The organism is Blastomonas sp. SL216 (assembly GCA_026625625.1).
Classification (GTDB): Bacteria; Pseudomonadota; Alphaproteobacteria; order Sphingomonadales; family Sphingomonadaceae; genus Blastomonas.
Genome location: CP113055.1, coordinates 2073008 through 2085959, shown reverse-complemented (window position 1 = coordinate 2085959; position 12952 = coordinate 2073008). Strand labels below are relative to the sequence as shown.

Genomic DNA, 12952 nt, shown 5'->3' with positions numbered 1-12952 from the left:
TCATCAAGAACTCCAGTGTGGTCGAGGCGTTATGGAATTTGAATGGGACGAAGCCAAGCGCTTGATCAATCTGGAAAAGCACCAGATCGATTTTGTCGATGTAGGCGAGGTTTGGGCGAGGCCGCGACTAGATCACTACGTTATCGAATCCCGGCATGGCGAACGCCGTGTGACGGCCATTGGCACGATAAACCATGACGATCGCATCGTCGCTGTGGTATATACCATGCGTGCCGGCGTAACCCGGATCATCTCGTTGAGGCGAGCAAGGCGATATGAGCGAAAAGATTACCAGAATGCGTTTGGGCGAGGCACCTAGAGAGTCGCTGACAGACTGGGCGCGGCTGGACGCGATGACCGAAGAAGACATCGAGCGCGCGATCGAGAACGATCCCGAATGGGCGGCGTTCAACGATGTTTCGGAACTTCAAAAGCGCGCGGGCTTTTCGCTGTTTCGCGGCCCTGACGACCAATGGCGCTGGCTTTTGAGCGACAAGTCGGGCGCGGTGATCGGGCAGAGCACAGTCGCCTATCGGTATAAGGGCGATGCCATCGGGGCGGTAAAAGACCTGTTCGAGATCATTTCCAAAGCCGCCTAACCCCGCTTGTTGCGCAAATCCTCCCATACCCGCATGCGTTCGGCGATGCGGGCTTCAAAGCCGCGTTCCACCGGCTGGTAGAAACGCTGCGGTTCCATCTCATCGGGCCAGTAATTCGCGCCGGAAAAGCCTTCCTCCGCGTCATGGTCATAGGCATAGCCCCTGCCATAGCCGATATCCTTCATCAGCTTGGTCGGGGCATTGAGGATATTGGGCGGCGGCATCAGCGATCCCGTTGCGCGCGCGCTTTTCCACGCGGCCTTTTGCGCGGCATAGGCGGCGTTCGATTTGGGGGCGGTCGCGCAGTACAGGCACGCCTGCACGATGGCCAGCTCGCCCTCGGGAGAGCCGAGGAACGCATAGGCATCCTTGGCGGCGAGGCACTGCACCAAGGCCTGCGGATCGGCCATGCCGATATCCTCGCTGGCAAAGCGGGTGATGCGGCGCAGCACATAGAGCGGCTCCTCGCCCGCCACCAGCATCCGCGCGAGATAATAGAGCGCCGCCTGCGGATCGGAGCCGCGCATCGCCTTGTGCAGCGCGGATATGAGGTTGTAATGCCCCTCGCGGTCCTTGTCGTACACCGGCATCCGGCGGTGCAGCAGCGCCGCCAGCCCTGCCGGATCGAGCGGCTGCTCGACGGTGATCGACAGCAGGGTCTCGACCTGGTTGAGCAGGAAGCGGCCATCGCCATCAGCCGAGGCGATCAACGCGGCGCGGGCATCCCCGTTCAGCGGCAGCAGCTTTCCCGTCAGCCGTTCGGCGCGCGCGATCAGTTCGCCCAGCGCCGCCTCGTCGAGCCGCCGCAGGATCAGCACCTGGGCCCGGCTCAGCAACGCGGCGTTGAGCTCGAACGAGGGGTTTTCGGTCGTGGCGCCGACCAGCACCACCGTGCCGCGCTCGACAAAGGGCAGAAAGCCGTCCTGCTGCGCGCGGTTGAAGCGGTGGATCTCGTCCACGAACAGCAAGGTGCGCTGGCCCGCACCCGCCATTTTCTCGGCTTCGGCAAAGGCCTTTTTGAGGTCTGCGACGCCCGAAAACACGGCAGAAATGGCGACGAAGCGCATTCCCGTCGCCTCGCCCAGCAGCCGCGCCATGCTGGTCTTGCCGGTGCCGGGCGGCCCCCACAGGATCATCGAAGACAGCTTTCCGGCGGCCACCATGCGCCCGATCGCGCCTTCGCCGCCGGTGAGATGATCCTGGCCGATGATCTCCGCCAGCGAGCGGGGCCGCAGCTGGTCGGCCAGCGGTGCATCCGCTGCGGGCGCGGCTTCGGCCGAGGTTCCGGATGCTGCCAAGGTATCGAATAAATCGCTCATCGCCTTGACGCTAGCGGTTCATGGGCAGCGGGGGAAGGGCGGGAGCGTTCAATTCACCTCTTGACGAAGATGCATTAAGATATATCTTAGAGCCATCGAGATACACGGGAGTAAGAATCGACATGAGTATGCGTTTCAAAATGGGCGGTGGCCCGCGTGGAAACTGGGGCGAGGGCGGCAAGCCGTTCATCGCCATGAGCTTTGGTCGCGGCGGTGGTCGCAGCTGGGGTGGTGACTGGGATTTCGGCAACTGGGGCTTTGACGGCGGTGGCCGGGGCGGACGTGGCGGCGGTGGTCGCGGCGGCCGGGGGCGTCGCCGGATGTTCGACAGCGGCGAACTTCGCCTGGTGCTGCTGGCGCTGATCGAAAAGGAGCCGCGCCACGGCTATGACCTGATCAAGGCGATCGAGGAGTTGACCGGCGGCGAATATGCCCCCAGCCCGGGCGTGGTCTATCCGACGCTCAGTCTGCTGGAAGATACAGGCCTGATCGCCTCGGCCGAGACCGAGGGCGCGCGCAAGGCGTTCCGCATCACCGATGCGGGCGTGGCGGAGCTGGTGGAAAAGCGCGACGAGGCCGATGCACTGCTCGCTCGGCTGAGCGAGGCGGGCGAGGAGCGTGAACAGCGCGCCGGCGGCCCGCAGATCGGCCGCGCGGTCGGCAACCTGATGGCGGCCATGGCGCATCGTCTGGCCAGCGGTGAGACGGACGCCGAGTTCAAGCACCAGGTCGCCGAAATCCTCGACGAAGCTGCGCGCAAGATCGAGCGGCTGTAATCCTGTCCCCTCCCGCTCGCGGGAGGGGAGAATGTTCTACGCCAGCAGCGAGACGTTTCCGCCGGCGGCGGTCGTGTCGATGCACACATGGCGTTCGTGCACGCAACGCGGGGCGAAGTGGCGTTCGGTGAGCAAAGGCAGGATCGCACCGTCGCGTGCGGCGAGCGCCTTGCGGATCGCGCGCTGGTCCTCGGTCTGGCTCCAGATGGCGACGGCATCGAAGCCTTCGATCTGGGCCAGGTCGGCGCGCTCTATAAAGCCGTCCAGCGCGTGCGGTCCCTTGGCGCCCGGCACCACGATCAACGCCGCGCAGCCTTCGCCCCGCGCGATCTCCGCCTGCTGCATCGCTGCCTCGATCGTCGGACCCAGGCACAGCACCCGGCCCCGCGCGAAGGTGGACAATATGTTCGATTCGCCCGTCGGCCCCGGCATGGTCATGCTGTCGAGTGGCAGTTCGGTCACGCGCGGCAACGCGGCGAGCGCAGCCTCGACCTCGGCGCGTGCGGCGATGCGGGTCAGCGGCGGCAGGTCGAACTGCGGCGCTTCTGCCAGGCCAAAGCGCGGCAGATAGCGCGGTCCGCCTGCCTTGGGACCGGTGCCGGACAGGCCTTCGCCGCCAAAGGGCTGCGCGCCGACCACGGCTCCGATCTGGTTGCGGTTGACGTACATGTTGCCCGCGTGGATGCGCGCGGTAATGTCATCAACGCGGCTGTCGATGCGGGTCTGCAGCCCGAAGGTCAGGCCATAGCCGCGCGCGTTGATGCGGTTGACCAGATCGTCGATCTCGCCCGCCTCGAAGGTCGCGATATGCAGCACCGGGCCGAAGATTTCCTCGGCCAAATCCTCGATGCCATTGACCGAGATGGCCGCCGGGCCGACGAACCATCCGGTCTCTGGCGCTTCGAGTTGCTTGAGCAGCCGTCCTTCGCGCCGCGCGGTCTCGATATGCGCGGCAATCTTTTCGCGCGCCGACTGGTCGATCACCGGGCCGACATCATTTGCCAGCCACCACGGATCGCCAAGCGTCAGCGCATCCATCGCGCCGAACAGCATTTCCTTCAGCGATTCGGCGATGTCGCGCTGGACGTAGAGCATGCGCAGCGCCGAACAGCGCTGGCCTGCCGACTGGAACGCGGAAGCCACGATATCGCGCACCGCCTGTTCGGGCAGCGCGGTCGAATCGACGATCATCGCATTGAGTCCGCCGGTCTCGGCGATCAGCATCGCATCGGGGGCGCAATGCTCTGCCATGGCGCGATTGATCGCCTGCGCGGTCGCGGTCGATCCGGTGAAGCAGGTGCCCGCAATGGCCGGGTTGCTGGTCAGCGCAGCGCCGATCACGCGGCCCGATCCCGGCAGCAGCTGCAGCGCAGAGGCAGGAACGCCGGCTTCGTGCAGCAGCCGGGTGCCCAGATGCGCGATCAGCGGTGATTGCTCCGCCGGCTTGGCGAGCACGGCATTGCCCATGGCAAGCGCGGCGGCAATCTGTCCGGTGAAAATCGCCAGCGGGAAGTTCCAAGGCGAGATGCAGGTGATGATCCCGCGCGGGCTGGAGCCCGGCGCAGCCATCGCTTCGGCCGCGTAATAGCGCAGGAAATCGACCGCCTCGCGCAGTTCGGCAATCGCATCGGGCGCGGACTTGCCCGCCTCGCGCGACAGCAGCGCGAAGATTTCGCCGTGATGGGCCTCGAACAGGTCGGCCGCGCGGCTGAGGGCGGCGGCACGATCGGCAACGGGCGCGTCCCAGATGCGGGCTGCGGCGATCGCGGCTTGCGCCTCGGCCTCGCTGGCATCGGTCACTGTGCCGACACGCCGGTCGGTTTGTGCAGGGCTGAAAACGGCGCGCGGTGCAGCACTGCTGCCAGCGTCGACCGCCAGGATCGGCGCGGCCTGCCATTGATGGTCGACAAAAGCAGCGCGCGTTTCGAGGAATGCGTTGAGATCGGCGCGGTTGGCGAGATCCCAGCCGCGCGAGTTGACCCGCGAGGGCGCGTAGATCGCGGCGGGACGGATGATCTTCGCATCGGCTTCGGCGCGCGCGGCCTCCAGCTGCTCGAACGGATCGGCGGCGATCGCCTCGGCGGGCACGGCATGGTTGGCGAGCTGGTTGACGAACGACGAATTCGCGCCGTTTTCCAGCAGGCGGCGTACCAGATAGGCGAGCAGCTCACGGTGACGCCCGACCGGCGCATAGATGCGCGAGCGAACCTTTTCGTTGCGCAGCAGCGCATGGTGCAGCGGTTCGCCCATGCCGTGCAGCCGCTGGAACTCGAAATCGTCGCGGTTGCCGGCCATTTCCAGGATCGCGGCGACGCTGTGCGCGTTGTGCGTGGCAAATTGCGGATAGATGCGGTCGGTGAGTCGCAGCAGCTGCGCAGCGCAGCAGATATACGAGATGTCGGTCGCGGCCTTGCTGGTGAACACCGGGAAATCGGGCACGCCATCAACTTGCGCGCGCTTGATCTCGCTATCCCAATAGGCGCCCTTGACCAGCCGCACCATGATCTTGCGGTCGAGTTTTTCCGCCAAACCGTAAAGCCAGTCGATGACGAAGCTGGCGCGCCGGCCAAAGGCCTGCACCACCACGCCCAGGCCATCCCATCCGGCGAGCGTCGGATCGTTCAGCACCAGCTTGATGATGTCGAGCGACATGCCGAGCCGATAGGCCTCTTCGGCATCGATGTTGAGCCCGATGCGCGCATCGCGCGCGGCGCGGGCGAGTTCGAGCACCCGGTCGGCGAGCGCGGGGACGCACTCGTCGGCCTTGCTCATCTCGTAGCGCGGATAGAGCGCGGAGAGCTTGATCGACAGGCCCGGATTGGTGCGCATGTCGTCGGTCTTGGCGGCATCGGCGATCGCGCGGATCGCGTGCATGTACGATGCGAAATAGCGGTCGGCATCGGGGAAGGTGAGCGCGGCTTCGCCCAGCATGTCATAGCTGAAGGTCGCGCCTTCCGCCGCCCATTTGCGCGAGCGCTTGAGCGCCTCGTCCATGTCCTCGCCGAGCACGAACTGGTTGCCCAGCTCCTTCATCGCGCGGCGCACGGCGGCGCGGATCACGGGCTCGCCCAGCCGCTTGATCGCACCGCGCAGTGCATCCAGCGGGCCCTTGCTCGACGGGCCTTCGAGCACCGATTGCGTCATGGAAAGCGCGAAGGTGCTGGCATTGACCAGCGTGTTTTCTGACTTGCCGAAATGCTCGCGCCAGTTGGCAGGGGAAATCTTGTCCTCGATCAGCTCGTCGATGGTTTCGGCATCGGGCACGCGCAGCAGCGCCTCGGCCAGCGTCATCAACGCCAGGCCTTCGTCGCTCGACAGGCCATAGGTGCCGAGGAAGCTTTCCATCAGCGTCGGGCCCGATGCCGCGCGGACATCCTCGACCACGCGCACGGCGCGGGCGCGGATGCGCGCGCGCAGCTCGGGCGAGGGGGCGTAGCTGGTCATCAGATAATCGAGCACCGCACCTTCGTCGGCACGGTGATGAGCGCGCACGCGATCGCGCAGCGCAAGCAGTTCGGTCATGGGTTGCGGCCTTTTCCGGGGAGGACCATGGCGGTGCCCTTACAGATATTTGCAGCCAATTGAAGCCTTGCAAGCGGTCGTGCGTCACAAAGCCGTGGGTAGCCGTCTCGCATGGCCCCAAAATCCGCAAAAATCGCTTTGCACCGGCATTTGTTACAGATATGCGACCGTTTTGTTACGGGGGATCCACCATTCGCCAGATAGCTGCACTGCCTTATCGCACCGCGCGCGATGATGTGAACGCGCCGGTGACGGTCCTGCTCGTCACCTCGCGCGAGACGCGGCGCTGGGTGCTGCCCAAAGGCAATATGATCGAGGGACTGCAGCCCCATGCCGCCGCCGCGCACGAGGCGGAGGAAGAGGCTGGCGTCAAGGGCGCGGCCTGTCCGACACCGCTTGGCAGCTATCGCTACCGCAAGAAGCGCAAGAACGGCGCGATGCTCAACGTCACCGTTGAGGTGTTTCCGTTTTCGGTGACCGATGTGCTCGACGAATGGGAAGAGCAGGATCAGCGCGACCGGCAGTGGTTCTCGCTGGAAGAGGCCGCGCAGATGGTCGACGAACCCGAGCTGGCCGAACTGATCCGCCGTTTCCGCGCGAGCGAATCCGATCGCCGCATTGCCAAGACCGGCTTCCTTCCAGACACGCAAAAGGCATCACCCAAGATGGCGGTTTTCCAATGGGTCCAGGCCCTGTTGCCCAAGCAGGGCAATTTCTTCGAACTGTTCGAGGCGCATGCGCTCACCCTGTTGTCGGGCTCGAACGCGCTGGCACGGCTGCTCAATGGCGGGCCGGGCATGGCCGACCATGTCCAGGAACTGGTCGAGCGCGAGCATGAGGCGGACCAGATCACCCGCGAGGTGCTGCAGACCGTTCGCCGCACCTTCCTCACCCCGTTCGACCGCAGCGCGATCACCAGCCTGATCGGCGCGATGGACGATGCCATCGACGAGATGCAGAAGACCGCCGGTGCGATAGACCTCTATGAGGTGACCGAGTTCAAGCAGGAAATGAAGGATATCGCCGCGATCATCGTCGATTGCGCGCGGATCACGGTCGAGGCGCTGCCGCTGCTGCGCCAGGTCAACCGCAATGCCCAGCGGCTGCACGAGCTGACCGAGCGGCTGGTGATCATGGAAGGCCATGCCGACGAGATCCATGCGCGCGGCCTGAAGGCGCTCTACAAGGAGCATGGCGCGACCAGCCCGATCCAGTTCACCGTCGGTCGCGAGCTGTTCATGCATCTCGAGCGGGTGGTCGACCGGTTCGAGGATGTCGCCAACGAGATTGACGGCCTCGTCATCGATCACGCCTGACGCGCCAGCACCGATCCCATGGAAACGACCATCATCGCCATGCCGCTGCTGATCGCGCTGATCGCGCTCGCACTGGCGTTCGATTTCCTCAACGGCCTGCACGATGCGGCGAACTCGATCGCGACGGTCGTGTCGACCCGGTTGCTCAAGCCCGTGCATGCGGTGCTGTTCGCCGCATTCTTCAACTTTGCCGCCTATTGGGTGTTCGGGCTGAAGGTGGCAGAGACCATCGGCAAGGGCATTATCGATGCCGATATCGTCGATCCGCAGGTGATCTTCGGCGCGCTGGTCGGGGCGATGTTCTGGAACGTGGTGACCTGGTGGAAGGGAATCCCGTCCTCGTCGAGCCACGCGCTGGTCGGCGGGCTGATCGGCGCGGGCATCATGCGGGCAGGGCTGGACGGCATCGTCTGGTCGGGCGTGCTCAAGACCGCGTCTGCCATCATCCTGTCGCCGACGCTGGGCATGATCCTGTCGATCCTGCTGGTGATCGCGACATCCTGGATATTCGTGCGGGCCACCGCCAACCGGGCAGAGAGCGTGTTCAAGCGGCTCCATCTGGTCTCGTCCGCCGCCTATTCGCTGGGCCACGGCGCCAATGATGCGCAGAAGACGATGGGGATCATCACCGTGCTGCTCTATTCGCAGGGCATGCTGGAAGGCGAATTTGCCGTGCCGCAATGGGTGGTGCTGAGCTGCTATATCGCGATTGCGCTCGGCACCATGTCGGGCGGATGGAAGATCATCGAGACGATGGGCACGCGCATCACCAAGCTGTCGCACCAGCAGGGTTTCTGCGCCTCTTCCGGCGGATCGGTGATGCTGTTTGCCGCCACCGCGTTCGGCATTCCCGTCTCGACCACGCACACCATTACCGGCTGCGTGGTCGGCGTGGGCGCGGCGCGCCGCGCCTCGGCGGTGCGCTGGGGCGTTGCCGGCCGCGTGGTTGTCGCGTGGCTGATCACCATCCCCGCCTCGGCGGCGGTCGGTGCGCTCTTCTACTGGCTGACGACGATCTGGGGCTGATCGGCTCAGAGGCTGGCGATCAGACGATGCCCACCTGCTTGCCTGCAGCCTCGAAAATGCCCAGGATCTGCGTCACCTGCTCGGCCGAATGTTCGGCGCATAGCGAGCAGCGCAGCAGCGTCATGCCGGCGGGGGTTGCCGGCGGACGGGCGAGGTTGACGTACAGGCCGCGATCGAGCAGCGCTTCCCACATCTGCGCGCCCTTAAGCATGTCGGGCATGATCACCGCGATGATGCCGCTCTGCGCTTCGGGCGTACCGAGCGCAAAGCCCAGATCGCGCAGGCCCTGGTGCAGGCGCTTGGAATTCTCCCACAGATGCGCGCGCTTGTTGCCGGCGTGCATCAGCTTGCGGATGCTGGTCGCGGCGGTGGCGACCACGCTCGGCGGCAGGCTGGCGGTGAACACATAGGGGCGGCAGACCAGGCGCAGCACCTCGAACTTCGGGTGGTTCGACACGCAGAAGCCGCCGACGGTGCCGACCGACTTGCTGAAGGTGCCGATGATGAAATCGACATCGTCGATCACGCCTGCAGCTTCGGCAACGCCCCGGCCATGCTCGCCGATAAAGCCCATCGAATGCGCTTCGTCCACCAGCACCATCGCGCCAGCAGCCTTGGACACGGCGACCATTTCCTTGAGCGGCGCGATATCGCCCAGCATCGAATAGACGCCTTCGAGCACCACCAGCTTGCCAGCCTCGGGGGGCAGCCGCTTCAGCCGCTTTTCCAGCGCCTCGACATCATTGTGGCGGAAGGCGACGATCTGGGCATTGCCGAGCGCGCAGCCATCATAGATCGAGGCATGGCTGTCGATATCGAGGATGATGTAATCCTCCTTGCCCGCCATGGTCGAGATGATGCCCAGGTTCGCCTGATAGCCGGTGGAAAAGACCATCGCATGGTCCATCCCGTAGAATTCCTTCAGCGCTTCCTCGCACTCGCGGTGCCCGGCATAGGTGCCGTTGAGCACGCGGCTGCCGGTGGTGCCCGATCCGAAATTGTCGAGTGCGGTCTTGCCGGCATCCAGAACGTCGGGGTCGAAGGTCATGCCCATATAGTTGTACGTGCCCAGCAGGATCGTCTCCTTGCCGTTGCACATCGCCACTGTCGGCGATTTGACCGATTCCATCACCAGCGAGAAGGGATCGCGCACGCCGGTGGACAGCAGGGCCTCGCGCTCGCCGATCAGGGCGTCGAACTTGGAAAACAGGTCGGTCATCTGGGGGTCTCTATAAGGCTGGGGAGGGGGCGCAAGATAGCGCAGGTCAGGCGGTCAGCTTCTCGACCGCAGCGACCAGCTGGCCGACGGTCTCGATCTCGGCCTGCATGTTCATGGTGATGATGATGTCGAATTCGTCCTCGATCGCCGCGACGAAATCCATGACGGTCAGGCTGTCCCATTCCAGGTCGGACGCGAAGGTGGTGCTCTCGGTCAGCGCAACGCCCTTCTTGTTGAAAGGCTCGATCTGCGCAGCGATGCGGTCATAAATGGCGGTGTCGGTCATGGCTTGCTTTCATGCGGAACGGTTGCTTGTGCCCATGCCGCGCGATTGCGGCACAATCGCGGCAGCTTGTTGCAGCCAGAAGGGCAGTGCGGTGGCGCTTGTCAAGCGCAGTGCTGCTATGTCATCAATCTGTCATGGAAGAGGGTGTCACGAAAATGCGAGTCGATCCAGGCCGTCCGGCGATCCCAAGCCCCTGGCCGCAGACGCCGCACACCTTTTCGCCGCACGCCATCCACCTTGTCCGGACATCGGTGCAGACCAACCTTTCGCTCAGCCAGATGGCCGATCAGAAGGCGAGCATTCTGATGGGCGCGACCTTTGTCGTGTTCACCATCGCGGTCGGTCAGGCGCGCGGCGGCAATGTCAGCCTGCCGCTGATGGTGCTGGCACTGTTTGCCTTTCTCTCGGCCATGTGCGCGGTTTTCGCGATCCTGCCATCGGTGCGCGGCACCCCCAAGCCCAGGGCCGATGTACCGCCCGGGTCCACCAACTTCATGTTCTTCGGCAATTTCTCGCAGATGACCGAAGATGATTTTGCCGATCTGGTGATCGACCAGCTGCACATGGACGAGACGATCTTCCGCACGATGCTGCGCGATATCCACCAGAACGGCATGATCCTGCAGCACAAGAAATATCGCTATCTGGGCCTCGCCTATCGGCTGTTCCTGATCGGCCTGACGATCACCTTTGCGCTGTTCATCGTCGAAATGGCGCTGGGCCACCCGATCATCAGGGTTTGAGCCAGCCCTTAGCGCGATACCAGCGCGCGGTCTCGGCCAGCCCCTTGGGCGTGGCGATGTCCGGCTGCCACAGATCGCGCGGCGGGCGGCGCAGCGGGTCCGACGTCCAGTCGCTATGCGCGATATAGCGGGCGCGATCTGGCGTCAGCTTCGCCTTTTTGCCGCGCAGGAAGCGGTCGGCACGCGCTGCCATGAACAGGCCGAGCTTCGGCGCGCGCGCGGTGCGCACCTTGCGGCCCACTGCCCGGCCCAGCGCATCGGCAAAGCCCTCATGGCTCCAGCCCTGCGGTGTTCCGTCATCGGCCTCGTAGATCGCGTGAATATCGCCCGCGCCGCCTGCCAGCCGCACCAGCAGGGCCGCCAGATCGGCGACATGGATCACCGACATCCGCCCGCTGGGGGGAAGCATGACGAGCCCCTTTGCCGCCATGCGGAACAGGTCGAGCATCTCGGTATCGCCGGGACCATAAACTGCGGGCGGGCGCACCATCATCCAGTCGCGGTCTGAGGCGGTGACCCGGTCCTCCGCCTCGGCCTTGGACCAGCAATAGTTGGAGAGGTTGCGCTCGCGCGCGGCCAGCGACGAGACATGGATGAAGCGGCCGACGCCCGCAGCCTTTGCCGCTGCAAGCATGTTCTCTGTACCGGTGATATTGCCCGCGACAAAGCCCGCGCGGTCGGGCGCGTTGACCACGCCGGCAATGTGCAGCACCACATCCGCGCCCGCGCACAGCCGCTCGAGGCTCGCCGGGTCGTCCAGCGCGCCTTCGACCCAGGTGACACCCTCGCGCTCTTGCTGGGACCTGCGGGTCAGCGCGCGCACCGCATGGCCCTGGGCCAGCGCCGCCTCGATGGTCGCACCGCCGACAAAGCCGGTGCCCCCGGTCATCGCGATCACGCTCATAGCAGCACCATCTGATCGCGGTGGACCAGCGCGCTGCGCGGGGCATAGCCCAGTATCTCGGCAATCGCGTCGCTGCGCAGCCCGATGATCCGCGCGGCGTCCGCAGCGTCATATTCGCTGAGCCCGCGGGCGATGATCTCGCCGCCGATGGACGCGATCTCGATCACATCGCCGCGTGCGAACCGGCCCTCGATGGCGGTGGCGCCAGCGGGCAACAGGCTGGAGCCCTTGGCCAGCGCCTGCATCGCGCCTGCGTCGACCAGGATCCGACCACGTGCGGTCATGCGGCCCGCCAGCCACAATTTGCGGCCCTTGCCCTGCTTACCGGCGGTGAACACGGTGCAGCGCCCGGTCGTTTCGAGCCGCTCGAGCGGATGATCGTGCGTTCCATTGGCGATGGCCAGATGCGCGCCTGCGCTGGTCGCGATCCGCGCGGCTTCCAGCTTGGAAAGCATGCCGCCCGAGCCCATGCCGGAGGCCGAGCCGCCATCGGCCATGGCGCGGATGCGCGCATCGATCCGCGCGACGCTCTCGACCAGCCTGGCATCGGGATCGCTGTTCGGGTTGGCAGTATAGAGGCCGTCGACATCGGACAGCAGCACCACGCCGCCTGCGCCTGCTGCCTGGGCGATGCGCGCGGCCAGCCGGTCATTGTCGCCGAAGCGGATTTCCTCGGTCGCGACCGAATCATTCTCGTTGATCACCGGCACGACATCGAGCGCGATCAGCCGCCGCAGCGTCGCCGAGGCGTTGAGGAAGCGGCGGCGGTCTTCCAGATCGTCGAGCGTCACCAGCATCTGCGCCGCGGTGATCCCGTGTTCGCCGAGCAGTTCGGCCCAGCACTGGCTGAGCGCGATCTGACCGGTCGCAGCGGAAGCCTGCGCGTCCTCCAGGCTGGCGCGGCCACCCTTGGGCAGGCCCAGCCGCCGCGCACCCAGCGCAATCGCGCCCGACGAGACGATCACGATCCGCTGCCCTGCGGCGATCCGCGCGGCAATATCAGCGACCAGCGACGCGAGCCATTCGCGCCGCACCTTGCCCTCCGGCGCGACCAGCAGCGCAGAGCCCACCTTCACGACCAGAACGGGGCAGGTGGCGGGGGAGAGCGGGGAGGCAGGCAAGGGCGGTGCGGTCATTAATCCAATTCTTCCTTCCCCGTCATTCCCGCAAAAGCGGGAATCCCGCTTTGTCACCTGGGGCTGCCCGTCTAGCGGGACCCCCGCCTGCGCGGGGGTGACGGAA

General features: G+C 65.3%; 11 protein-coding genes. 5 read left to right on the top strand and 6 right to left on the bottom strand.

The window, feature by feature from the left end; translation table 11 throughout:
• Window positions 1-275: 275 nt before the first annotated feature.
• The gene (locus tag OU999_09775; protein WAC22057.1) at window positions 276-599 is read left to right on the top strand and encodes a hypothetical protein; all 324 of its coding nucleotides are present in this window, start codon (window positions 276-278) and stop codon (window positions 597-599) included.
• Here OU999_09775 and OU999_09770 read toward each other — a convergent pair.
• The gene (locus tag OU999_09770; protein WAC22056.1) at window positions 596-1918 is read right to left on the bottom strand and encodes a replication-associated recombination protein A; all 1323 of its coding nucleotides are present in this window, start codon (window positions 1916-1918) and stop codon (window positions 596-598) included. The two genes, OU999_09775 and OU999_09770, sit on opposite strands and share 4 nt — an antisense overlap.
• Window positions 1919-2046: 128 nt before the next feature.
• On the opposite strand from OU999_09770, the gene OU999_09765 reads away from it, so the two are divergent.
• A complete protein-coding gene (locus tag OU999_09765; protein WAC25400.1) occupies window positions 2047-2694 on the top strand; it encodes a PadR family transcriptional regulator in 648 nt (215 codons plus the stop codon).
• Window positions 2695-2730: 36 nt separating this feature from the next.
• On the opposite strand, the gene putA is transcribed toward OU999_09765, so the two are convergent.
• Window positions 2731-6216, bottom strand: a complete 3486-nt coding sequence (putA, locus tag OU999_09760; GenBank protein ID WAC22055.1) for a bifunctional proline dehydrogenase/L-glutamate gamma-semialdehyde dehydrogenase PutA — start codon at window positions 6214-6216, stop codon at window positions 2731-2733.
• A gap of 191 nt (window positions 6217-6407) precedes the next feature.
• Here putA and OU999_09755 point away from each other — a divergent pair, with 191 nt between their 5' ends.
• Together OU999_09755 and OU999_09750 are read left to right on the top strand one after the other, a co-directional pair.
• The gene (locus OU999_09755) at window positions 6408-7532 is read left to right on the top strand and encodes a DUF47 family protein (protein WAC25399.1); all 1125 of its coding nucleotides are present in this window, start codon (window positions 6408-6410) and stop codon (window positions 7530-7532) included.
• An 18-nt stretch (window positions 7533-7550) separates the two neighbouring features.
• Window positions 7551-8558 carry an inorganic phosphate transporter gene (locus OU999_09750; protein WAC22054.1) on the top strand — a complete coding sequence of 336 codons (1008 nt, stop codon included), beginning with the start codon at window positions 7551-7553 and terminating at the stop codon, window positions 8556-8558.
• A 19-nt stretch (window positions 8559-8577) separates the two neighbouring features.
• On the opposite strand, the gene OU999_09745 is transcribed toward OU999_09750, so the two are convergent.
• Complete coding sequence (locus OU999_09745) at window positions 8578-9777, bottom strand: aminotransferase class I/II-fold pyridoxal phosphate-dependent enzyme (GenBank protein WAC22053.1); 1200 nt, start codon at window positions 9775-9777, stop codon at window positions 8578-8580.
• A 46-nt stretch (window positions 9778-9823) separates the two neighbouring features.
• The gene (locus tag OU999_09740) at window positions 9824-10063 is read right to left on the bottom strand and encodes an acyl carrier protein (GenBank protein ID WAC22052.1); all 240 of its coding nucleotides are present in this window, start codon (window positions 10061-10063) and stop codon (window positions 9824-9826) included.
• A gap of 155 nt (window positions 10064-10218) precedes the next feature.
• On the opposite strand from OU999_09740, the gene OU999_09735 reads away from it, so the two are divergent.
• Window positions 10219-10806: a DUF5706 domain-containing protein gene (locus tag OU999_09735; protein ID WAC22051.1), complete on the top strand. Its 588-nt coding sequence runs from the start codon at window positions 10219-10221 to the stop codon at window positions 10804-10806.
• Here the strand turns inward: OU999_09735 and OU999_09730 are convergent.
• Together OU999_09730 and proB are read right to left on the bottom strand one after the other, a co-directional pair.
• Window positions 10796-11710, bottom strand: a complete 915-nt coding sequence (locus OU999_09730; GenBank protein ID WAC22050.1) for an NAD(P)H-binding protein — start codon at window positions 11708-11710, stop codon at window positions 10796-10798. The two genes, OU999_09735 and OU999_09730, sit on opposite strands and share 11 nt — an antisense overlap.
• A complete protein-coding gene (gene proB, locus OU999_09725; protein ID WAC22049.1) occupies window positions 11707-12846 on the bottom strand; it encodes a glutamate 5-kinase in 1140 nt (379 codons plus the stop codon). Before proB ends, OU999_09730 begins: the two co-directional genes overlap by 4 nt.
• Between the last annotated feature and the right edge of the window lie 106 nt (window positions 12847-12952).